We start from the raw sequence: 20,797 nt of genomic DNA on the forward strand, positions 1-20,797 counted from the left end.
ATCATGAAACAACTCAAGCTCACTCCCCTGATGCTCGCCGCCGTGCTGGCTGTCGCGCCCCTGGCTGCCAGCGCCGCCGAAGCTGTCAAGATGCCGGCCGACCTGCCCAAGTACGGCCAGGACAAGCCCATCCCCGTGCCCCACATCAGCAAGAAGACCCTGGCCAACGGCCTGGAGGTCTGGGTGCTGCCGCGCCAGGGCCTGCCCCGCGTGGACTTCGTGCTGGCCCTGCGCGGTGCCGGCTATGGCGCCGACGCTGCCGATGCCCCAGGCCGCGCCAAGCTGCTGGCCGGCCTGCTCAACGAAGGCACGGCCAAGCGCGACTCGCGCGCCATCGCCGAGGCCGCCCAGGGCATGGGCGGCGGTGTCGGTGCCGGCGCCTCGAACGACGGCATCACCCTCAATGCCTATGCGCTGAAATCACACGCCAGCGACATGCTGCGCCTGCTGGCCGAAGTGGCTCGCCAGCCCTCCTTCCCCGAGGGCGAGGTGGCCCTGGCCAAGGCCAATGCCCTGCAAGCCCTGAAAGTGGCGAGCGCCCAGCCCGGCTTCCGCGCAGAGAAGGCGCTGAGCCAGGCCATCTATGGCGAGCACCCCTACGGCCGCAGCCAGGAAACCGCCGAGAGCATCAACGCGGCCACGGCCGAAGCCCTGCGTGCCGAGCATGCGCGACGCTTCCGCCCCGATCGTGCCCTGCTGGTCATCACCGGCCAGATCAGCGCGGCCGAGGCACTGAAGCAGGCCCAAGCGGCCTTTGGTGACTGGCAAGCCCAGGGCCCGGCGCCGGCCGAGATCGCCGCTGCGCCCACCAGCGCCGCGCCGCAACGCCTGCTGCTGGAGCGCCCGGGCAGCGTGCAGAGCACGGTCCGCCTGGGCCGCCCCGGCATCGCCGCCACCAGCGCCGAACAGGTGCCGCTGCGCCTGACCAGCACCATCCTGGGCAGCGGTTTTTCCAGCCGCGTGAACCAAAACCTGCGCGAGGAGAAGGGCTACACCTACGGCGCCAGTGCCGGTGGCCGCTCCTTCCGCGTCGGCGGTGCCATCACCGGCGGTGCCGATGTGCGCAACGAAGTGACCGGCGCTGCGCTGCAGGAGTTCATCAAGGAGTACCGCCGCATCGGCAGCGATCTGGTGCCCGCGGACGAGATGGAAATGAGCAAGCGCTATGTGGCCGGCACCTACCTGCTGACCACCCAGCTGCAGGGCGCGGTGGCCCAGACCCTGGCCAACAACTGGCTGGTCGGTCGCCCGGCCGAGTACCTGGGCGAGTATGTGCCGCTGATCCAGAAGGTCACGGCCGAGCAGGTGCGCGAGATTGGCAAGAAGTACTTCTCGCCCGAAACGCAAAGCCTGATCGTGGTCGGCGACCCGAGCGCAGTGGCCGAACAGCTGAAGGCATTCGGCGAGTTCAAAGTCAGCCGCTGATCACCGCAGCGCTGCTTCAGCACGGGACAGATGGGCAGGGCCGCAAGGCACCTGCCCTTTTTTTTCCTTGGCCCGAACTGGACAAGGCCGGGCGCATGAATCGGGGCTAGCCCAGCCCAGGTACTTTGTGCCGAATTCGGTCGGCCCGCTGCCGTTTGCCATCAAGACGAGGGAGGGCGGTTTTTCTATTCTGAGCGGATCCCCAAAAGAACCATGAGGAGACGCATGAACAAGAAGGCCTGCCCCCAACTCCAGTCCATCGCCCTGGCCTCGGCCATGGCCTGCTGGGCCTTGAGCCACAGCCCTGCCGCCCATGCCCAAGGCAAGGATGCAGCGGCCGAGCCGCAGACCCTGAATCGCGTGACGGTCACCGGCTCCAACATCAAGCGCACCGATCAAGAAAGCTCGCAGCCTCTGCTGGTCTTGCGCAAGGACGAGATCCAGGCCTCGGGTGCGCTGACGGTGGGCGATGTGCTGGCCAATCTGAGCAACAACGACCGCAGCGCCATCAGCGACCTGGGCGGCGCCAATTCCTGGGCCAGCGGGGCCTCGGGCGTGTCGCTGCGCAATCTGGGCACCGGCGGCACCTTGACGCTGCTGAATGGGCGCCGCCTGGCCAGCTACGGCTTTGCCGATGGCTTGCAGCTGAACTTCACCAATATCGACGCCATTCCCGCCAACATCATTGAGCGCGTCGAGGTGCTCAAGGACGGCGCCTCGGCCATTTATGGCTCGGACGCGATTGGTGGCGTGATCAACGTCATCACCGTCAAGGACTTCAGCGGAGTGGGTCTGCAGCTGAGCGCGCAGCGCAACTTGAAGAAAAGCTTCCTGGATGCCGACCAGCAGGCCTCGGTCACCGTGGGCCACGGCAATCTGGCCACGCAGGGCTTCAACGCCTACGCGCATTTGGAGGTCTACAAGCGCGGCAGCTACAAAGACAGCGCGGTGCGTGATCTACTGCCCGATTGGTATCTGGAGCAGAACCCCGCGCGCGGCCAGCGTTCGGCCGGCGCCTTCCCCGGCAACTACACCGGCAGCTATCCAGCCGACTACAAGGACCCGGCCCTGGCCGGTACCCGCATCAACACCCCGGCCCCGGGCTGCGCTGCAGCAGACCTGATGGGCGGCGTCTGCCAGTACGACTACTGGAAGGACAGCGACGCCCGCCCGGCCACCCGGCGCGTCACCTTGCTGGCCGGCGCGCGCATGACGATCAACAAGGACCTGAGCGCCTTTGCCGAGTTCCAAGGCGCCGACATCCAGGCCGACTATCACACCAACATTCCGCGCAGCAATCCGGGCAGCGTCAGCACCTGGTACGACAGCATCAAGGGCGAGCTGCAAAGCTTCACCGACCCGCGTCTGCCGGCCGACCATCCGAACAACCCCTACGGCTTCCCCATCGGTTTGAACTACCGCTTTGTGGACCACCCGGACATGTTCAAGAACATCGGCGCCTCGCGCGACTTCCGCCTGTTGGCTGGTGTGGAAGGCTCGGCCTGGGGCTGGGATTTTGATGGCGCGCTGGGCATGATGCAGTCCAAAGCCACCCAGCGTCAGCACCTCTACAAAGACCGCTTCGGCTACGCAGAGGCCATCACCAGCGGCACCTACAAGTTCGGCCAGACCAACCCGCGCGAGCTGCTGGAGAAGATGTTCCCCGAGATGGGCTCTTCGGGCACCTACACCCAGCAGTTCGCCGATGCCAAGGGCTCGCGCGAGATCGGCCGCCTGCCCGGCGGACCCATCATGCTGGCGCTCGGGGCTGAGCTGCGCCGTGAGAAATTCGAGCACCGCAGCATGGACAACATCTTGCAGGCGCGCATCGTCAGCTTCTCGGGTGTGGACATCTCGGGCAAGCGCAATGTGGGCGCCTTGTTCGGCGAAGTGAACCTGCCCTTCACCAAGCAGATCGAGGCCACGCTGGCCCTGCGCGGCGACAAGGTCTTCAAGGGCTTTGGCGCGGTCACGCCCAAGATGCAGCTGGCCTGGCGACCGATGCGCGAGCTGATGCTGCGCGGCACCGTCACCCAAGGCTTCCGTGCACCCAGCCTGCCCGAGACCGGCAATGGCGGCGCCTCTTGGTTCAACAACGGCTATCTAGACCCGAAACGCTGCGACACCGCCAAGCAAATGCAGGCGGTGCTCAAGACCGGCAATGCCAGCGACCAGCTCGATGCCACCGAGGCCTACAACTCGGGTTGCTCGGCCAGCTTCCCTTCAGCCATCACGCCCAATGGAAACTTGAAGCCGGAGTCCTCGAACAATGTCTCCTTCGGCATCGTGACCCAACCGACCGACAACATCAGCTTCACGCTGGACTACTACAAGATCCAGCGCAAGGACGAGATCGGCGTGCGCGATGTCAACGAGGTGCTGGCCAATGAAGACGCCAATGCCGGCTTGCTGCCGCGCGACCCGGTCTCGGCGCGTGACAAGGACCTGGCCATGCGGGTCAAGGAGCTCTCAGGCAAGGACATCGGCTTCGCCGTTGGCTCGGTGCGCTCGCTGGGCCTGCAGTACCAGAACATGAACAAGACCCAAGTCTCGGGCCTGGATCTGGACCTGCGCAGCCGCTGGAAGCTGGGCGCTTGGGGCCAGCTGGATGCGGGCATTGAAGCCAACTACCAGCTCGATGTGCGCTACTGGGACCACAGCGCCCAGGACTACACCGAGAACCGTGTCGGCTACCGCGGCACGCCGCGACTGCATGCGATCTACAAGATCAACTGGGGCCTGTCCGACTGGAAGCTGGGTGCCCGACTCCACCAGTACTCCGGCACCCGCTTGAGCGCCGCGGACTGGGACACGGACAACAGCATCGAAGGCTGCGCCGAGCGCGACGTGGCCGAGGCCGATTGCCGCATCAAGCCCTGGCTGAGCACCGATCTGTGGCTGCAGTACAGCGGCTTCAAGAACTTCACCCTGTCCGCCAATGTGCTGAACGCTTTGAATCAGAAGCCCTTGGTGGAACTGCGTCCCGGCTCTTCATTGCCGCTGGGCGGCCGGGTCTTGAAGGTCAATCTGGAGGCGCGTTTCTGATGAACGACACCAAACCCGCGCTGCGCGCGCTTGCTGCGGCCTTGCTGCTGCAGCTGTCGGGTCTGTGCTCTGCGCAGGCGAACGGGGAAGACCCCTACCTCTGGCTGGAAGAGGTGCAGGGCGAGCGGGCGCTCAGTTGGGTGCAGGGCCAGAACGAGGCGACTTTGGCGGCGCTGCAGGGCGGCCCGCAAGCCTCGAAGCATTCAGCGCTGAGCCAGAGCCTGGCCGAGGTCTTGGCCTCACCCAAGCGCCTCGCCCATGCGCAGCAGATGGGCGGCTACCTCTACAACTTCTGGCGCGATGCGGCCCACCCCCGCGGCTTGTGGCGGCGCACCACGCTGGCCTCGTATCGCAGCGCGGCGCCGCAGTGGGAAACCGTGCTGGATGTGGACCGTTTGAGCCAGGAGGAGGGTGCGCCCTGGGTCTGGGGAGGGGCCAACTGCCTGCTTCCCCAGACCCAGCGCTGCCTGCTCACCCTGAGCCGGGGCGGTGGCGACGCCCATGTGCTGCGCGAGTTTGACCTCGGCACGCGTCGCTTTGTTGCGCCGGCCTCAGGCGGCTTCGCCCTGCCTGAAGCCAAAGGCTCGGCCAGCTGGGTGGACCGCAACACCCTCAGTGTGGCCACCGATTTCGGTGCTGGCAGCATGACGGATTCGGGCTACCCGCGCCAGGTCAAGCTCTGGAAGCGGGGCCAGCCCTTGGCGCAGGCCCGACTCTTGTTCGAAGCGGCACCGCAGGACGTCAGCGTTTGGACCTGGGCCGAGCAAATCGGCCAGGAGCGGGTGCATGTGATCGAGCGTCGCACCAGCTTCTTTGCCGGCGAGCAGCATGTCCTGCAAAAAGACGGTCGCCTGCAGGCCTTGAGCAAGCCGGCCGATGCCAGCATGAGCCCTTTTGCCGACCAGTGGCTGATCGAGCTGCGCTCCGATTGGAAGTTAGGTGACAAGACCCATGCCGCCGGCTCCTTGCTGGCGATTGCGCGGGCCGACTGGGCGGCCGGCAAGCGGCAGTTCCACACCTTGTTCAAGCCCACGCCGCGCAGCTCGCTGCAAAGCCATGTGGCCACCCGCAGCGCAGTGCTGGGCGTGCGCATGGAGGACGCGCGCCAGCAGCTGGTGCAGTGGCGCTACCAGAAGGGCCAGTGGCAAGAAGCGCTGCTGCCGGCGGGTGATCTGGGCAGCTTGAGTGTCAGCGCCTTGGCGGGCCAGCAGGCGGATCACTACCTGCTGACCCGCAGCGATTTCCTCACCCCGGCCCGGCTGGAGTTGGGCGAAGTGGGGCGCGCCGAGCGCCAGCTCTTGCAGGCCCTGCCCGAGTTCTTTGATGCCGGCACACACGAGGTGCAGCAGCTGCAGGCGCGCTCGAAGGACGGCACCGCCGTGCCCTACTTCATCGTCAAGCCGCGCGGTGACATGCCCAAGGACGGCGCGCCCACCCTGCTCTACGGCTACGGCGGCTTCGAGATCTCGATGAAGCCCAGCTACAGCGGCATCCTGGGTCGTGCCTGGTTGTCGCACGGCGGGGTCTATGTGCTGGCCAATCTGCGCGGCGGCGGTGAGTTCGGCCCACGCTGGCATCAGTCGGCCCAGCGCGAACATCGCCAGCGCAGCTTCGATGACTTCATCGCGGTGGCCGAAGACCTGATTCAGCGCGGCATCACCCGCCCGGCGCGCCTGGGCATCATGGGTGGCAGCCTGGGCGGCTTGCTGACCTCGGTGGCCATGGTGCAGCGGCCCGAGCTGTTTGGCGCGGTGGTCAGCCAGGTGCCGCTGACCGATATGCGGCGCTATCACCGCATGCTGGCGGGCGCATCCTGGATCGAGGAGTACGGCAACCCCGACATCCCCGAGCAATGGGCCACCATCTCGCGCTATTCACCCTATCAGAACGCCAGCGCCGCCAAGCCCTATCCCAAGGTGCTCTACACCAGCTCCACCCTGGACGACCGGGTGCACCCCGGCCATGCCCGCAAGATGGTGGCGCGGCTGCAGGAGCTGGGCCAGCCGGTGCTGTACTGGGAGAACCGCGAAGGCGGCCATGCGGGCGCATCGACGCCGGCGCAGCAAGCCCAGCTCTGGGCGCTCAGCTATGGCTTCTTGCGTGAGCAGCTGATGGGCCCCAAGCCCGGCCCAGCATCACCGTAAAAACAAAGTTAGGGCTTCTGGCATCAGGCCGCGGCGCGCCAAGGCGCGCCGCTGGGCTGTTGCCCTTGTTGGAGGCGCCGGTACTGCGAAGGCGTCAGGCTGGTGGTGGCCTTGAATTGGCGGGTGAAGGCGCTTTGGTCGCTGTAGCCGCATTGCATGGCGATGGCCGCCACACTCAGATCGGGCGCTTCGACCAAGAGGCGCCGTGCGGCATCGAGGCGCGCTTGCAGCAGCATCTCGCGCGGGCTGAGGTGAAAGATGCGCTGGAACAGATGCTCCACCCGGTCCAGCGTCAGCCCCGCAGCACGCGCCCAGTCTCCCAGATGCAGGGGTTGGTCGTAATGGCTGCGAATCTGCTGTGCCAGCTCGGCAATCTGGCCATAGACCGGATGGCTTTGGTCGGGCCGCCCCAGATCACGTGAGATGCCCACCACGCCCAGCACCGCGCCGGCTCGCTCGCCACAAGGCTCGTCGCGCAGCGGCAGCTTGTGGGTCAGGCACCAGCCGGCGCCGCCATCGGCATAGAGGTGCAGCTCCAGATGGCGCTGCATGGCCGCGCCGCTGCTGATGACGCTGCGGTCTTGCACCCAGAAGGCCTCGCCCATGGCGCCGGGAAAGATCTCTTTGGAGGTGCGGCCCAGCAAGGCTTGCTTGGAGCGTTGTGCACTGCGCCGCACCAAGGTCTGGTTGACGCGCAGATAGCGGCCATCGCGGTCCTTGACGAAGAACACCACGTCGGGCAGCGGGTCGAACAAGGCTTCGACCAGGCTCAGCTCGCACAGGCGAAGGGCATTGTTTTGCATGGCGACTTCACCATTGAACTCAAGGCATGGCTGGCCATCACCAGGGTCAAGAACCGATGAAGCGGATTCCATTGCAGAGGCCGGGCCCGATGCAATGCCACTTCGAAAGAACCTCAGGAGCCGGCTTCGATCGGCATTGAGACCGAGTATATGTTTGATATATTTATAATCAAACTCGGGAAAACCATCGCTCTTGCAGTGGCGCGATACGCTCATCTCGGACGCGGCGCGTCAGGCCCTGCCTTTGACAAGGCGAGGGTGGGGCCTCAAGGACTGGAGCGCCTCGGGGCCGAGGCGCCGGCCATGGGTGGCTCCGGGCGCAGCCCGCCAACCCGCGCCGCAGCCTGATGCATGGCTTCGGCCCGTTGGCGTGCAGCGGGCTCAGCGCCAGGGCGAAACTGATCACTCTGAGCCTGGCGACTGAGTGCCCAGTCGGCCGCCGAGTAGCGGGCGCTGCCCTGGCGACACTGGCGGGCGCGGCCGATCTCATCCTTTAGAAAGCGCTGCTCGGCCGGCCCCAGGCTGCTGGTCGTGGCGCGGGTTTCCATGGCGGCGATCTCGATGTCATCCGGGCAGACATTGCCTACCAGGCGTGGCGCAGCGGCGCCCGATGCCGCCCGCTCGGCCGCCACCACATTGGGCTGCAGCACACGCGGCGACAAGGTGTCGCCCTGGGCCGGGCAGGGGCGGTCGGAGTAGCGGACCTGGCCGTCCTGCTGGCATTTCCAGATCTCGCCCGCCTGAGAAACGCCTGCCAGAACAGACAGAACCAGGGCCAGGCCGCGCAAGGTCTTCTTCTTCGTCATGGCTTCATCAACGCCTCGTGACAGGCGCAGGCCTCGCCGTGCGCCGCGGCCACCAGCTCCTGCAGCACGCCGCAGGCCTGGCTTCCCGCCGCGTGTGGATGCAGATGGTGGCGCCCGTCGCAGCGCGCCTTCAAGGCCACCAACTGCTGCTCCAGCGCCAGCATGGAAGCCAGGCGCGCGCGCACCCGTGCCAGCTGTGCCTCGACCAGGCCGTCGACCTGGGCCAGCTGCTCGGCGTCCTCGGTGTCCAGGCTGGCCAGCAGCTGGGCCACATCGGCCAGGGACATGTCCAGCGCCCGGCAGTGGCGGATGAAGGCCAGCCGCTCCAGATGCGCATGGGCGTAGTCGCGGTAGCCATTGTCGCTGCGCGCCGGGCCGGGCAGCAGGCCGCTTTTTTCGTAGAAGCGGATGGTTTCGATGTCCACGCCGGTGGCCTTGCTGAGTTCGCCGATGCGCATGAGGTCGCAGGCCCGTGATTCGGGCGGTCTGAGCTGAAAGAGCAAGCATAGCGCTGATTGTCTGGAGCTACTCCAGGCTATGTCCTGCCGCCCCTGCCAAAAGACACCCCCCGGTTCGTTGCCCCCTGGTGGGAACCCGAACAAGCCAGGCAACAGGCCACAGCGACAATAGCGGCCCAAGCCGCCAGGAGAGACCCTCCAGGCGGTTTGCCTTTTGTGGGCCCCTGAGGGACATGGGTCGGCACGAGGCACGTCATCCATCAAGACCAAGAACGGAGAGTCGTTTGAACACCAAAATTCAAACTGCGGGGCCCAACACCATCCTCGGCCACCCCAACAGCCTGTTTGTCCTGTTCTTCACAGAAATGTGGGAACGCTTCTCCTACTACGGCATGCGCGCCTTGCTGGTGCTGTTCCTGATCTCGGAAACCGCCAAGGGCGGCTGGGGCTGGAGCCGCGCCGACGCCACCTCGCTCTATGGCTGGTACACCATGCTGGTGTACTTCACCCCCATCCTGGGCGGCTATCTGGCCGACCGTTACCTGGGCACCCGCCGCGCCGTGGTGCTGGGCGGCTTCATCATCGCCGCCGGTCACGTCTCGCTGTTCTTCGAGACCATCCCTTCCTTCTACCTGGGCCTGGGCCTGGTGATTGCGGGCACAGGCCTGTTCAAACCGAACATCTCGGCCATCGTCGGCCAGCTCTACAACAAGGACAACGAAGGCAGCCGCGACGGTGGCTACACCCTGTTCTATATGGGCGTCAACGCCGGTGCCTTCTTCGGCATCTCGCTGTGTGGCTACATCGGCGAAAAAGTGTCCTGGAACCTGGGCTTCGGTCTGGCCGGCGTGTTCATGATCCTGGGCGCCCTGCAGTTCTTCTTCAGCCAGGCCATCTTTGGTGACATCGGCACCGCGCCGAGCAAGGAAAAGACCGCCGCCGCCAAGGCAGCCGATGACACGCCCGCCCATGTGGTGGCCGATCGCCTGAAGGCCATCTTCGTGTTCGCCTTCTTCACCATCTTCTTCTGGTTCGCTTTCGAGCAGGCCGGCGGCTCCATGACCATCTTCGCGGCCGACTACACCGACCGCACCCTGGTCGGCACCAGCGGCCTGGTCTTCAAGGTCATCAACTCACTGATGACGGTGATCCCGGCGGCCATCCTGACCTGGCTGCTGTTCCAGCTGCACCGTGCCACGGGCAAGAGCCAGTGGCTGGGCAATCTGCTGCTGGTCCTGGCCTTTGCCGTGATCTGGGGCCTGGTGATCTGGATGCTGGGCCGCGAGTTCGCCATGGACCAGAGCGAAGTGCCCGCCACCTGGTTCGGCGTGCTGAACTCCTTCTTCCTGGTGATCCTGGCGCCCGCGTTCTCCAAGATGTGGGAAAAGCACTGGAACCCGAGCGGCCCGGTCAAGTTCGGCGTCGGTCTGGTGCTGCTGGGTCTGGGCTTTGCGGCCCTGGCATTTGGCGCGTCAGGCATCCCCTCGGGCGCCAAGACGGCCCAGGTCAGCATGCTTTTCCTGTGCCTGGCCTATTTGCTGCACACCATGGGTGAGCTGTGCGTGTCGCCCGTGGGCCTGTCCTACATCTCCAAGCTGGCCCCCGCGCGCTTGCTGGGCCTGATGTTCGGCGTCTGGTTCCTGAACACGGCCATCGCCAACTTCATCGCCGGCAAGACCGGTGCCTACATCGACTACATCTCCTCGACCTACTCGATGTCCACCTTCTTCCTGATCTTCACCGTGATCCCGGCCGCCGCCGGCCTGGTGCTGATGGCGCTGTCGCCCTGGATGAAGAAGAAGATGCACGGCGTGCACTGAGCCCGCCCCTCGACATCCGGGAGGTCCCGGCTCAAGGCCCCGCATTGCGGGGCCTTTTTCTTTGGTTTTTCAAGAACTTGTGACCCCGATGCGTGAATCTTTCACATCGGCACAGATCACCATTCACCCTCCGCAAGCCCGCACTCTGCCTAAGCTGGAAGCCCGGCGTGTGGCGGCCCCTCCGAGCCCTGCGCACGCAGCCAAGCCAGGAGATCGGCATGTGGTCGACAGACTCTTCTTCTTCAGCAGCAGCCATGGCCTCGCTCGCATCCGCGATCACGCCAAGCCGCCACCCCGGCACCGAACGGCGCCAGGCCGAATCGCTGAGCAGCCATTGGCTGAGCTTGGTGCTGGAAGAGCTGGACTACGGCGTGGTGCTGCTCAACGCCTCCGGCCGTGTGCTGCATTGCAACTTGGCCGCGCGCCGCAGCCTCGATGAGGAACACCCGCTGCTGCTCAGCGGCAACCAGCTGCGCTGCCGCGACGCCAAGGACAGCACGCCCTTCAACGACGCCCTGCTGGCGGCGGAAAACGAAGGCCGGCGCTGCCTGCTGCGCCTGGGCGAGGGCGAACTGAGCAGCAATGTGGTGGTGGTGCCGCTGAACCGCAACGTCACGCAGGCCGCCGTGCTGCTGGTGCTGGAGCGGCGCCAGCTCTGCGGCGAGCTGGCCACGCAGTGGTTCGCCCTGCGCTACGGCCTGACGCCCACCGAAACCGAAGTGCTGAAAGCCTTGAGCCAAGGCGCACGCCCCGGCTCGGTGGCCGAGCGCCAGGGTGTGGCCATCTCCACCGTGCGCACCCAGATCCAGAGCATCCGCGCCAAATCGGGCGCCGACAGCATTGGCGAGCTGCTGCGCCAGCTGGCGGTGCTGCCGCCCCTGGTCTCGGCCCTGCGCATGGACAAGATCAATTGATCGCCACGCCTTTGCGCTGAGGCGCACCCGCCTGCAAGGCACGATCTACAAAAATCTCAGTGGGGCAAGCCCCTAAAAGGGGCGTCGCTCGAACGCCACTGTTCTGCGCAGTGTCTCTCGTAACATCCGGCCTTGCTGGCGGCCTTGGCGGCCGTCGCCCACGAGCAAGCCCGCATGGACAGCATCGACACGCCCACCCTTGAATCGGTCACCGCCGACCTTCCGCCCAGCCTTCGCCTGCTGGCCGCCCGTGGCATGGCACGCAGCTACCGGCGCGGCACCGTGCTGATCGAGGAAGGCTCGCAAGGCGACAGCCTCTACCTCATCCTCAGCGGCAGCCTGCGCGCCTACGGCTGCGATGCGCGCGGCCGCGAGGTCACCTACGGCATCTACGGCCCCGGCGAGTACGTGGGCGAAATGAGTTTGGACGGCGGACCGCGCTCGGCCAGCGTCATCACCGAGCAGGCCTCGCGCTGTGTGCTGCTCACCCGCGCCAGCCTGCAAGCCCATATCGCCGAGCACCCCGAGTTCGCCTTCGAGCTGCTGACCAAGGTGATCCGGCGCGCCCGCGCCGCCACGCTGTCGACCAAGCAGCTGGCGCTCAACGATGTCTACGGCCGGCTCAAGGCCTTGCTGGAGACCACCACCGCCACCAGCGACGAGATCCTGCTGACCCACCAGGCCATGGCCCAACGCCTGGGCTGCTCACGCGAGATGGTGTCCAAGCTGGTCAAGGATCTGGAACTGGGCGGTTATCTCGAACGCGTGGCCAACGGCCGCTACCGCCGCCTCAAGACCCTGCCGGCGCGTTGGTAAGCCGCCGCGGGCGCTGCTTCAAGAGGCCGGTCGCATCTGCAGCGGCGGCGCCACCTCGAAGCGCTGCGCGGGCTTGTCGGCCCGGGCGTACAAGCCCTCGACCTTGGGCAGATTGGCCTGAATGTCACGGATGCGGGTCGGGCCGGCCGGGTGGGTGGACAGCCACTGCGGCGGTGCGCCCTTGGAGACCTTGCCCATCTTTTCCCACAGGCTGATACCGGCGCTCGGGTCATAGCCGGCGCGCGCGGCCAGCTCCAGGCCGACCAGATCGGCCTCGCTCTCATCCTCGCGGCTGAAGGTCAGGGTCAGCAGCTGGCTGCCCATATTGAGCAAGGTGTCGCCGACATTGCCCAAGCCCAGCAGGCTGGACAGGACATTGGCACCCAGCCGCGTGGCGGCCGTCTTGGCCATGCGCTCGCGCGCATGCTCGCGCAAGGCATGGGCGACCTCGTGGCCCATGATGGCCGCCACCTCGTCGTCCGAGAGCTTGAGCTTTTCCAGGATGCCGTAATAGAAGGCGATCTTGCCGCCTGGCATGCAGAAGGCATTGAGCTGCGGGCTGACGATGGCATTGACCTCCCAGCGCCACTGCTTGGCGCGGGCGTTCCAGGGCTCGGACTGGGGAATGATGCGCTTGGCAATCTCGCGCAGGCGGATCAGCTGCGGATGGTTGTTGGGCAGCAAGGCGCGCTGGTTGGCTGCCTCGCGCATCATCTGCTGGTACTGCTGCGCACCGGCCTGCTCCACCTGCTCGGCCGGCACCAGCTTGGTCAGCTTGCTGGGGCCCCCCACCTCCACGCCTTCACGCGCCCAGGCCGTGCCGCTCAGGGCGGGCGACAGGGCGGCAGCGCCCAGCAGGCCGGTGAACAGGCGGCGCGAGCCCTTTTCGGGCCTGCAGCGGCCAGCCGCGCAATCGGGGCAGCGGCCGAAGCCATAGGCCGGCGCGCTGGGCAGATGCGGATCGGCCGCGGGATCGAAAAAACCAGGATCGGTGAGGTGGGACATGGTGCTCAGGACAATGCGGCCAAAGTTGGCAAAAACAAGCAGGGCAGGCGCCATTCTGAGGCCGTCCGGCGACAAATGCCCCCGTGCAAGAAGGCACAAGCAGGGATGGCCGACAATGCCGCATGCCCGCGACCCCCACTTCTCCTCTTGTCGTCCCGCCCGGTCCGGGCTTTGACAGCCAGCAATTTCGCTCCGCCCTGGGCATGTTCGCCACCGGCGTGACCATCGTCACTGCCCGTGCGCCCGACGGCAGCCTGGTCGGCCTGACCGCCAACTCCTTCAATTCCGTCTCCTTGAGCCCGCCCCTGGTGCTCTGGAGCCTGGGCCAGAAGGCCGGCTCCATGCCGGTGTTCAGCCGCGGCTCACATTACGCCATCAACATCCTGGCGGCTGACCAGAAAGAGCTGTCGCAGCGCTTCGCCACCCGTGACATCGACCGCTTTGCCGGTGTCGCCTGGCGCGAAGGCGCCGGCGGCGCGCCAGTGCTGGACGGTGTGGCCGCCGTGTTCGAGTGCGCCAACCGCAGCCAGTACGAGGAAGGCGACCACGTCATCTTCGTCGGCGAGGTCGAAAGCTGCAGCTGGCGCGAAGGCGCCCAGCCGCTGATCTTCCACGGCGGCCGCTATTACACCGAGTTGCCGCTCTGAGCCGGGCTGGCTGAGCCGCCTGGCAAGCGCCGCAGGAGGGCGCTGCTTTCGGCCACGGCCTGCAGGCGTTCGCGCAAATAGTCCGCCAGCCGCGGCTGCTGGCTGAACACCACATTGAAGCGCAGATGGCGCGGCGCCTGGCCGGTGCTGGAGAAGGTGGGGCCGCCGACCAGCAGGATCTTGTTGCGGTAGGCGTCCTGCAGCAGCAGATTCATGTCCACACCCTCGGGCACCTGGCCCCAGAGGAAGAGGCCGCCCTCGCCGGGGTGGTCCATGGCGATGCCGGCCTCGCCCAACTGGCGTGCGCTCAGCGTGCGGGCCTGGAGCAGGCGGGCCTGCAAACGCTCCAGATGCTTGCGCAAGCGGCCGGCCAGCAGGATCTCCAGCAGCACCCACTCGTTGAGCGCGGCGCCGGTCAGCACGGCGTAGATCTTCTCGCGCAGCAGGGCTTTCAGCAGGGCCGGGTCGGCCGCCACATAACCGGTTCGCAAAGCGGGGCTCAAGGCCTTGCAGAAGCTCGAGTAGTAGATGACGCCATCCAGGCCCGAGAGGGCCGCCAGGCGGGTGGCATGGCCCGGGTGGAAATGGCCTTGCACATCGTCCTCGGCGATCAAGAGCCCATGCTGGCGCGCGATCACCAGCACCTGGTGCAGATTGGCGGCGCTGCTGCTCCAGCCGGTCGGGTTGTGCAGCACGGTCTGGATGAAGAGCAGGCGGGGCCGGTGCAGGCGGCAGGCCGCCTCCAGCTCGGCCAGGTCCAGCCCATCGGGCCGGCGCGCGATCGGTACCACCCGCAAGCCCTCTTGCCGCAGGCGTTCGAACATCAGAAAGTAGCCCGGGTCCTCGACCAGCACCGTGTCGCCCGGGCGCAAAAAGGCACGGCAGATCAGGTCGATGGCGTGGGTGCCACCGTAGGTGGTGAGGATGCGGCCGGCATCCACGGCCAGGCCCTGGCCGCGCATCAAAAGGGCGATCTGTTCGCGCAGCTCGGGCAGGCCCTGGGGCGGGCAGCGCGAGGCCAGGCCGGCCGTGCTGCGGGCCAGGGCGCGCTGCACCACGCTGGCCGGCATGGCATCGGCCAGCCAGCTCGGCGGCAGGGCGCCGCTGCTGGCCAGCAGCACGCCGCTGCGCTGGTCATTGGCCTGCTGGGCCAGCCAGACGCCTTCCTGCTCCTCGCCGGCCTCCAAGGCCGCCGCATCGGGCAGCTGGCTCATACCGCCGCGCGGCTCGCAGACGAAATAGCCGGACGTGCCACGCGCATCGATCAGGCCCGAAGCGACCAGACGGTCGTAGGCACCGACCACGGTGTTGGGGCTGACGGCCAGGCTGCTGGCCAACTGCCGGATGGACATCAGACGGGCACCGGGCGGCAGCTGGCGCCCGGCGATCAGCTCGCGCAGTCGCAGCTCGATCTGATCACCCAGAGCGATGGGAGAGTTCCGGTCCAGAGGAATCAACATCGGCCGAGCTTAGCGCAGCAGACTCAAGGCCAGAACGACCAAAGAGCCCGCCATGAAGAGATTGAACACGCGGCGTTTGGCCGGGTCCTGCAAGAGCTGGCGGATCGCCACGCCGAACAAGGCCCACATCGTCGAGCTGGGCAGTCCGACCAGCACGCCGACCACCGCCACCAGGCTGGCGCCGGCCCAGGTGTCCAAGCCGCTGGGCATGAACACCGTGGCCAGGGTGATGGCCTTGACCCAGCTCTTGGGATTGACGGCCTGGAACAGCGCGGCCTGGGCAAAGCTCAAGGGCCGCGCGTCCTGCTGCGCCGCGCCGATGCGCAAGCCGCTGAGCTGCCAGGCGAGATAGACCAGGTAGAGCGTGCCCAGCACGCGCAGCAGCTGGTGCAGCACCGGGTAGGCTGCGAACAAGCTGCCCAGTCCCATGCAAGTCAGCCAGGTCTGCAAGGCCACACCGCTGTTGCTGCCCAGAATCTGCGGCAAGGTACGGCGGTAGCCCGCATTGGCCGCTGCGGTGGCCAGCATCACATTGTTGGGCCCGGGTGTGCTGGACATGAGGAGGCAGTAGCTGGCCAGGGGCAGCAGCTCGGTGGGGGACAACAGCATGGCGGGGGCTTCGCTTTCTTACGTTTCGGGCCAGGCTCAACGGCCTGGCGCCAGCGTAGGGGGCGAGCCACTCGCGGCCAAGACACAGCTGCGCCCACCCGCGCTGCGCTGTATCAGTGCCCTCAGCGATACAGCCGCCGGCAGCGGCACCTTTTACGGCACGGCCCGTGGCTGACGGTGTAGCTCCATGGCTCCGCCTCCCTGCCGCCAGATAGCCCGGTCCACACGGCCGGCTTCCCACACCGGGGTCAGCAGGGCACCAAAGGTGCGCGGGAAAAAGTCGCCCCGGCTGTCTTGGTCCAGCGCAAACGCCGCTTGGCCCTGGGCCTGTGCCATCAGCTGCGTGCCCTCTCGCCAGATGCGCAAAGGCAGCCCGCCAAGCACATAGTCCCCGACCAGGGCCTGGAGCAGCGCCGGGGCGGCAACCTGCACGCGGCGCGGCAGCAGTGGGCGATCGCTCAAACCCAGCGCGACCTGCGCCACATCGCCCAGGCCGCCGAGATCCGAGAGCGCGGTGTCCGCCAGCAGCACCACGGCGCGCCCCGCCTCGGGCTCCAGGGCGATCAAAGAGGAAAAGCCGCCGGTGCCGCCCTCATGGACCAGCATCGGCCGGCCCGGCACTGGCATCCGCATCCAGCTCATGGCGAACTGCGGCGTCAGCGATTGCTGGCTCAGGCGCATGCTGTCCTGCAGCTCGGGCGCCACGTCTGCGAGCAGCCCGAGCTGCGCCTGGGCATATCGCACCATATCGTCGAGGCTGGCTCGCACCATGCCGACCCCGGCTAGATTGGGAGTGATGGTCCAGGCCGCAGTCTGAGCCCCCGAGGGCAGATGACCGCGGGCTTCTGGCGCCTCCTGTCGGCCAGGCCGGCTGATGCTGGCGCTGTGCATCTGCAAGGGTTCGAACAAACCGCCTGCCAGGGCGCGCTCAAAATCGCCCCCGTGGCTGCGCGCCAGCGCCAGGGACAGCAGCATCATGGCGAAATTCGAGTACTCGACCCGGCTGCCGATGGGCACCGTCAGCTCCACCCGGCCCAGCGCTGTAAGCAGCTGCGCCTCGCTCAGATCGGCATAGGGATTGGCCGGCTGGCTCGGCGCGAAACCGGGAGGCAGCGCCGGCAGGCCGGAGCTGTGCGTCAGCAAATCGCGCAGCAGAATCTGGCGCTCGCCTTGGCGCGGTAGCTTGGTACCCGCGGGCAGATGCTTGGCGATCGGATCATCAAGGCTCCAGCGACCCTTGCGGATCAGATCTGCGGCCAGCACTGCTGCCATGGTCTTGCTGATGGAGCCGATTTCGAAGCGGCTGTCGAAACCGGGCTCCATGCCCTCGCGGCGTGGCTGGGCGCACAAGCGGGCGCGCTGCACCTGTGTCTTCTCGACCCGGGCGGCCACCACGCAGACGCCGGTACGGTCTTGCGTGAAACGCTGCGCCAGCAGCGCTTGCAAATCCTGCGGCGCGGCAACGCCGCTGTCGGCCTGAGCCAGGCCAGGGAAGAGGCTCAGCAGGCTGGAAAGGGCCAGCGTGGCCCAAGGACCCTGAGTCATGACATCTCCTTGGGATGAGGTGCTTCATCTGCAGGGGCCGGCGCGAACTGCCGGTCCAGGGCATCAATCTCGCGCTGGTAGCGCCGCGCTGCACGCAAGTTCAACGCCACGATGGCGATGAACAGCAAGAGGGCGGCGGCATGCGTCAGCGTGAACATCGTCTCCATGCCGCGGCCGGCCAGCTCGGTTTCGCGGCCCCAAAGGAACAGCCAGAAGCCGGGCAGCAGCGGGCCGATGTACCAGAGCCAGACCGAGCGCACCGCATCGCGCTGGCGCAGCAGCTCTGCGCGGTGAAATGCAGCCCAGTCCTGGCCCAGGGCCTCGGGCGGCAGCGCGCGGCAGGAGGCGCGGCGTTGCAGTTGTTGCAGCACGACCAGGGTGCCCAGCACCACCAGCAAGGCGCCCAGCTTGGTCAGCCAGAAGGGGAAGAGCCAGATGTAGAAGGCGTAGACGGGGATCACGAACAGGCCTCCGGCCAGGTACTCGACACGGTTGCGCCGTGCCACGCGGCTCTGCAGGGCGCTGGAGCGGCGACGCAACTCGTCGGCGCTCAAGTCCAGGGGCGACAGCGCCTGGGCGTGCCAGAGCTGCTGCCAGGGCTCGCCCGAGGCGGGCAAGGCGTCAGGCTTGTGCGGATGGTTCATGGAGCAGTCCTCCCGGCCTGGTGCTTGGCGGCAAGCAAGGCCTTGATGCGGTGGATCTTGGTGGCGACATGGCGTGCGCTGAGTCCGGTGACCTCGCCGATGGCGGCGGCGTCCAGGCCTTCGAGGTAGAGCAGCATCAGCTGCCGGTCGGGCATGCGCAGGCGGTGGATCCAGGCCAGGATGCGGTCCAGGTCCAGGCGGCGATCGGTGTTGTGCACGGCGGCGCCCTGGTCGCTGAGCATCTGGGATTCGGCCTCCTGCAGCTGCTCCAGATCCAGGCACAGACCCTGGCGCTCGAAGCGGCGCAGGCTGGCCTGCACATGGCTGGCACCGACGTTGTGCGCCACCCGGTAAACCCAGGTGCGCAGGCTGCAGTTGCCTTGAAAGGCCGCCAGGCTTTGCCAGAGGGCCAGCTGCAGCTCCTGGTTCAGCTCCTGGCGTTTGGCCTCGTCACGCTCGTAGCCCACCATGAAGCGGGCCAGCTCGGCGCCGTGCAGGGCCAGGGCCTGGCGGTAGCGCTCGGCCTGCAGCTCGGCGCTGGCGGGTGGCAGCGGGAGGGACGGCGGAAGGGGCGGCGGCGGCTCGGGGTTGTTGTTCTTCATGCAAGGGTCCAGGCTCGGGCGTTGAACACGAGGCGCGCCAGCGCCTTCGATTCAGGCAGTCCCCGGTCGGCAGGATTTCTTACACCGTCTTGTGCGGGGCTTGAAATGAGCCCGCACAGCCTCACGTCACTGAGCATCATGCTGATCACCTGCCCCCACTGCCTGAGCAAGAACCGCGTGCCCGACGAGCGCGCGGCCCAAGACCCGGTCTGCGGCCGCTGCGGCCAAGCCCTGCTCAGCGGCGAGGTGCTGGCGCTGAGCGAGGCCAATTTCGACCGCGTCGTCAGCGGCAGCGAGCTGCCGGTGCTGGTCGATTTCTGGGCGCCATGGTGCGGCCCCTGCCGGCAGATGGCGCCGCAGTTCGCCACCGCCGCGCGCCAGCTCAAGGGTCAGGCCTTGCTCGTCAAGGTCAACAGCGACGAGGCACCCCAGCTCTCGCAGCGCTTTGGCATCCGCAGCATCCCCACCCTGATCCAGCTGCAGGGCGGGCAGGAGCTGCAGCGCATCAGCGGCGCACTCTCGGCCGCGCAGATCCTGGGCTGGATTCAGCAGCGCGGCTGAATCACATTCCCGGGGCCCTCAGGCCCAACGGCCCACCGGCATGGCCGGCGCAGAAGCCAGCACCAGGCGCTGCCAGCGGTAGCGCGCAAGAGCCAGCACCAGCAGCAGCACCAGGCCAATCTGCGCCAGGATGGGCAGGCCCAGCCATTGCAGGCCCTGCAGCGCCAGCACCATCACGGAAGCCGCGCCGAAGGGCAGAAGGGCGCGGTGACTGTTGGGCGGGCGCTCGCGCGACCAATCGCGCAGCACCACGGTGCAGCCAAACACCAGATACGCCAAACACAGGTGCACACCCAACCAGCTCAAGGACTGCGGCCCTGGGAACTGCTGCAAGGCCGCGCACAGCAGCAGGGCAATGCCCACCGCCCACATCAGCTGGCTCAGCAGGCGACGTGCCAACATGCGGTTCAAGACCTGGCCACGCGGTGCGCCGGGCAGCAGAATCAACAAGGCCTGCTCGCGCCGGCTGCGGTGCAGATTGGCCGGCACCGTCAGCAGCACGCCCAGGCACATGCTGGCAAAACCGAAGGACAGGCCCATGGTGCCGTGCTGGGTCAGCCCCTGCCAGAACTCCGGTTGACCCCAGCCCATGGTGGCAAACACCAGCATCAGCAAGCCCAGCATCACCGTGATCGAACTGAGCTGGCAGGTCCAGTGCGCCTGACCCAGGCTGACCAGATCGATGCGCGCCATCACGCTGGCCGGCGTGGGCCGGGCCTGCCGCATCAAGCGGCGCGTCCACAGCGGCTGCATCCAGCGGAAGACCTGACCCAGGTGGTCAAGGGGCGCATTGATCTCGGCATGCGAGGCCACGCCCAGGGACTGCGACTCGAACAGGCGGCGCCACTTCTGGCGCGCCTGGAATTGCCGGCTGTGCTGCGAGCCACCACTCTGGAACAGGCTGGCCAGGCCCAGGGGGAGCAGCAAGAGCGCGAGCAGGTTCAAGCTCCAGGGCGCCTGCTGTTGCCAGTCCAGCAGCGTGCTCCAAACAATCATCACGGGCATGAACTTCCCCCACCAAGGCATGAGAAACAGCACCAAAGTGCCCCAGAACCAGAGTTGCACCCAACGTGAACACAGAGCCAACAGAAAGAGCAGCAAGGCCATCCCCGCGAGCCAAATCGCGCCGCCGGGAAACTGACTCGCCAACAAGGCCGCGCAGATCGCTGTGGTGAGCAGGTAACTGAGTACGGCCACGGATTTCAGCCGCCGCACATGACCGGGCACGAGGCGCGCCGCATGTGGGTGGTTCTGCACCAGCAAGCCGTTGAAAACGACATACCAAGGCACGGCCACCACGCAGGCCGCGACCACCACGGCCACACGCCAGGCCAGCTCGGGGCGTGTCAGCCAGAAGCTGATGCCCAGGGCGAGGCCAAAACCCAGCACGCTCAAACCCCAGCCGATGTAGAACGCCAGCAGCGAGGCATTGCGCTGCATCTGCCACGGCGCCAGCAGCAGCGGACGGTATTGCGACCAGAGCGCGCCCATGA

The 20,797-nt window shown here is 66.9% G+C and carries 18 protein-coding genes; 8 read left to right on the forward strand and 10 right to left on the reverse strand.

Annotated features, from left to right (window positions below; genetic code table 11):
• The first annotated feature begins 3 nt into the window (after nucleotides 1-3).
• The 3 genes from C1O66_RS14950 (at nucleotide 4) to C1O66_RS14960 (ending at nucleotide 6,614) form a co-directional block, all read left to right on the forward strand.
• Nucleotides 4-1,425, forward strand: a complete 1,422-nt coding sequence (locus tag C1O66_RS14950) for a M16 family metallopeptidase (RefSeq protein WP_102768613.1) — start codon at nucleotides 4-6, stop codon at nucleotides 1,423-1,425.
• A 225-nt stretch (nucleotides 1,426-1,650) separates the two neighbouring features.
• Complete coding sequence (locus tag C1O66_RS14955) at nucleotides 1,651-4,470, forward strand: TonB-dependent receptor plug domain-containing protein (protein ID WP_165794627.1); 2,820 nt, start codon at nucleotides 1,651-1,653, stop codon at nucleotides 4,468-4,470.
• Nucleotides 4,470-6,614, forward strand: a complete 2,145-nt coding sequence (locus C1O66_RS14960) for a prolyl oligopeptidase family serine peptidase (RefSeq protein ID WP_207795957.1) — start codon at nucleotides 4,470-4,472, stop codon at nucleotides 6,612-6,614. Before C1O66_RS14955 ends, C1O66_RS14960 begins: the two co-directional genes overlap by 1 nt.
• Before the next feature lie 23 nt (nucleotides 6,615-6,637).
• Here C1O66_RS14960 and C1O66_RS14965 read toward each other — a convergent pair whose 3' ends face one another.
• From C1O66_RS14965 to C1O66_RS14975, 3 genes are all read right to left on the reverse strand, one after another.
• Entirely contained in the window at nucleotides 6,638-7,417 is a 780-nt protein-coding gene (locus C1O66_RS14965; protein ID WP_102768615.1) for an AraC family transcriptional regulator, read from the reverse strand.
• Nucleotides 7,418-7,683: 266 nt separating this feature from the next.
• A complete protein-coding gene (locus C1O66_RS14970) occupies nucleotides 7,684-8,223 on the reverse strand; it encodes a DUF4124 domain-containing protein (protein ID WP_102768616.1) in 540 nt (179 codons plus the stop codon).
• Nucleotides 8,220-8,681 carry a Cd(II)/Pb(II)-responsive transcriptional regulator gene (locus C1O66_RS14975; RefSeq protein WP_102768617.1) on the reverse strand — a complete coding sequence of 154 codons (462 nt, stop codon included), beginning with the start codon at nucleotides 8,679-8,681 and terminating at the stop codon, nucleotides 8,220-8,222. Before C1O66_RS14975 ends, C1O66_RS14970 begins: the two co-directional genes overlap by 4 nt.
• 284 nt (nucleotides 8,682-8,965) lie before the next feature.
• Between C1O66_RS14975 and C1O66_RS14980 the strand changes: the two genes are divergently transcribed.
• The 3 genes from C1O66_RS14980 (at nucleotide 8,966) to C1O66_RS14990 (ending at nucleotide 12,231) form a co-directional block, all read left to right on the forward strand.
• Nucleotides 8,966-10,501: a peptide MFS transporter gene (locus tag C1O66_RS14980; protein WP_207795958.1), complete on the forward strand. Its 1,536-nt coding sequence runs from the start codon at nucleotides 8,966-8,968 to the stop codon at nucleotides 10,499-10,501.
• A gap of 218 nt (nucleotides 10,502-10,719) precedes the next feature.
• A complete protein-coding gene (locus C1O66_RS14985; protein WP_108724348.1) occupies nucleotides 10,720-11,415 on the forward strand; it encodes a helix-turn-helix transcriptional regulator in 696 nt (231 codons plus the stop codon).
• A gap of 174 nt (nucleotides 11,416-11,589) precedes the next feature.
• A complete protein-coding gene (locus C1O66_RS14990; protein ID WP_102769667.1) occupies nucleotides 11,590-12,231 on the forward strand; it encodes a Crp/Fnr family transcriptional regulator in 642 nt (213 codons plus the stop codon).
• 18 nt (nucleotides 12,232-12,249) lie between these two features.
• Here the strand turns inward: C1O66_RS14990 and C1O66_RS14995 are convergent, their stop codons facing one another.
• Nucleotides 12,250-13,236: a M48 family metallopeptidase gene (locus tag C1O66_RS14995; RefSeq protein WP_102769668.1), complete on the reverse strand. Its 987-nt coding sequence runs from the start codon at nucleotides 13,234-13,236 to the stop codon at nucleotides 12,250-12,252.
• Nucleotides 13,237-13,358: 122 nt separating this feature from the next.
• On the opposite strand from C1O66_RS14995, the gene C1O66_RS15000 reads away from it, so the two are divergent.
• Nucleotides 13,359-13,883 (forward strand): flavin reductase family protein, encoded by a 525-nt coding sequence (locus C1O66_RS15000; RefSeq protein WP_102768620.1) that lies wholly within the window; start codon nucleotides 13,359-13,361, stop codon nucleotides 13,881-13,883.
• On the opposite strand, the gene C1O66_RS15005 is transcribed toward C1O66_RS15000, so the two are convergent.
• The 5 genes from C1O66_RS15005 to C1O66_RS15025 form a co-directional block, all read right to left on the reverse strand.
• Complete coding sequence (locus C1O66_RS15005; protein WP_243392809.1) at nucleotides 13,862-15,343, reverse strand: aminotransferase-like domain-containing protein; 1,482 nt, start codon at nucleotides 15,341-15,343, stop codon at nucleotides 13,862-13,864. The two genes, C1O66_RS15000 and C1O66_RS15005, sit on opposite strands and share 22 nt — an antisense overlap.
• A 9-nt stretch (nucleotides 15,344-15,352) precedes the next feature.
• Nucleotides 15,353-15,952 carry a LysE family translocator gene (locus C1O66_RS15010; RefSeq protein WP_102768621.1) on the reverse strand — a complete coding sequence of 200 codons (600 nt, stop codon included), beginning with the start codon at nucleotides 15,950-15,952 and terminating at the stop codon, nucleotides 15,353-15,355.
• Nucleotides 15,953-16,105: 153 nt separating this feature from the next.
• Nucleotides 16,106-17,497, reverse strand: coding sequence for a serine hydrolase domain-containing protein (locus C1O66_RS15015; RefSeq protein WP_102768622.1), 1,392 nt, complete (start codon nucleotides 17,495-17,497; stop codon nucleotides 16,106-16,108).
• Nucleotides 17,494-18,141: a hypothetical protein gene (locus tag C1O66_RS15020; RefSeq protein ID WP_102768623.1), complete on the reverse strand. Its 648-nt coding sequence runs from the start codon at nucleotides 18,139-18,141 to the stop codon at nucleotides 17,494-17,496. The genes C1O66_RS15015 and C1O66_RS15020 overlap by 4 nt, the downstream gene beginning before the upstream one ends.
• On the reverse strand, nucleotides 18,138-18,743 hold the full coding sequence (locus C1O66_RS15025; RefSeq protein WP_102768624.1) for an RNA polymerase sigma factor: 606 nt from the start codon (nucleotides 18,741-18,743) through the stop codon (nucleotides 18,138-18,140). The genes C1O66_RS15020 and C1O66_RS15025 overlap by 4 nt, the downstream gene beginning before the upstream one ends.
• A gap of 138 nt (nucleotides 18,744-18,881) precedes the next feature.
• Between C1O66_RS15025 and trxC the strand changes: the two genes are divergently transcribed.
• Nucleotides 18,882-19,304, forward strand: coding sequence for a thioredoxin TrxC (gene trxC / locus C1O66_RS15030; protein WP_102769670.1), 423 nt, complete (start codon nucleotides 18,882-18,884; stop codon nucleotides 19,302-19,304).
• Between the two features lie 18 nt (nucleotides 19,305-19,322).
• On the opposite strand, the gene C1O66_RS15035 is transcribed toward trxC, so the two are convergent.
• Complete coding sequence (locus C1O66_RS15035) at nucleotides 19,323-20,795, reverse strand: hypothetical protein (protein WP_102768625.1); 1,473 nt, start codon at nucleotides 20,793-20,795, stop codon at nucleotides 19,323-19,325.
• Nucleotides 20,796-20,797 lie beyond the last annotated feature (2 nt).

The organism is Paucibacter aquatile (assembly GCF_002885975.1).
In the GTDB taxonomy this organism is placed as follows: domain Bacteria; phylum Pseudomonadota; class Gammaproteobacteria; order Burkholderiales; family Burkholderiaceae_C; genus Paucibacter_A; species Paucibacter_A aquatilis.

Bases quoted from the DNA above. Each gene is read 5' to 3' on its own strand.
- C1O66_RS14950 (WP_102768613.1), top strand. From the start codon at position 4: ATGAAACAACTCAAGCTCACTCCCCTGATGCTCGCCGCCGTGCTGGCT.
- C1O66_RS14955 (WP_165794627.1), top strand. From the start codon at position 1,651: ATGAACAAGAAGGCCTGCCCCCAACTCCAGTCCATCGCCCTGGCCTCG.
- C1O66_RS14960 (WP_207795957.1), top strand. From the start codon at position 4,470: ATGAACGACACCAAACCCGCGCTGCGCGCGCTTGCTGCGGCCTTGCTG.
- C1O66_RS14965 (WP_102768615.1), bottom strand. From the start codon at position 7,417: ATGCAAAACAATGCCCTTCGCCTGTGCGAGCTGAGCCTGGTCGAAGCC.
- C1O66_RS14970 (WP_102768616.1), bottom strand. From the start codon at position 8,223: ATGACGAAGAAGAAGACCTTGCGCGGCCTGGCCCTGGTTCTGTCTGTT.
- C1O66_RS14975 (WP_102768617.1), bottom strand. From the start codon at position 8,681: ATGCGCATCGGCGAACTCAGCAAGGCCACCGGCGTGGACATCGAAACC.
- C1O66_RS14985 (WP_108724348.1), top strand. From the start codon at position 10,720: ATGTGGTCGACAGACTCTTCTTCTTCAGCAGCAGCCATGGCCTCGCTC.
- C1O66_RS14990 (WP_102769667.1), top strand. From the start codon at position 11,590: ATGGACAGCATCGACACGCCCACCCTTGAATCGGTCACCGCCGACCTT.
- C1O66_RS14995 (WP_102769668.1), bottom strand. From the start codon at position 13,236: ATGTCCCACCTCACCGATCCTGGTTTTTTCGATCCCGCGGCCGATCCG.
- C1O66_RS15000 (WP_102768620.1), top strand. From the start codon at position 13,359: ATGCCCGCGACCCCCACTTCTCCTCTTGTCGTCCCGCCCGGTCCGGGC.
- C1O66_RS15005 (WP_243392809.1), bottom strand. From the start codon at position 15,343: ATGTTGATTCCTCTGGACCGGAACTCTCCCATCGCTCTGGGTGATCAG.
- C1O66_RS15010 (WP_102768621.1), bottom strand. From the start codon at position 15,952: ATGCTGTTGTCCCCCACCGAGCTGCTGCCCCTGGCCAGCTACTGCCTC.
- C1O66_RS15015 (WP_102768622.1), bottom strand. From the start codon at position 17,497: ATGACTCAGGGTCCTTGGGCCACGCTGGCCCTTTCCAGCCTGCTGAGC.
- C1O66_RS15020 (WP_102768623.1), bottom strand. From the start codon at position 18,141: ATGAACCATCCGCACAAGCCTGACGCCTTGCCCGCCTCGGGCGAGCCC.
- C1O66_RS15025 (WP_102768624.1), bottom strand. From the start codon at position 18,743: ATGAAGAACAACAACCCCGAGCCGCCGCCGCCCCTTCCGCCGTCCCTC.
- trxC (WP_102769670.1), top strand. From the start codon at position 18,882: ATGCTGATCACCTGCCCCCACTGCCTGAGCAAGAACCGCGTGCCCGAC.
- C1O66_RS15035 (WP_102768625.1), bottom strand. From the start codon at position 20,795: ATGGGCGCGCTCTGGTCGCAATACCGTCCGCTGCTGCTGGCGCCGTGG.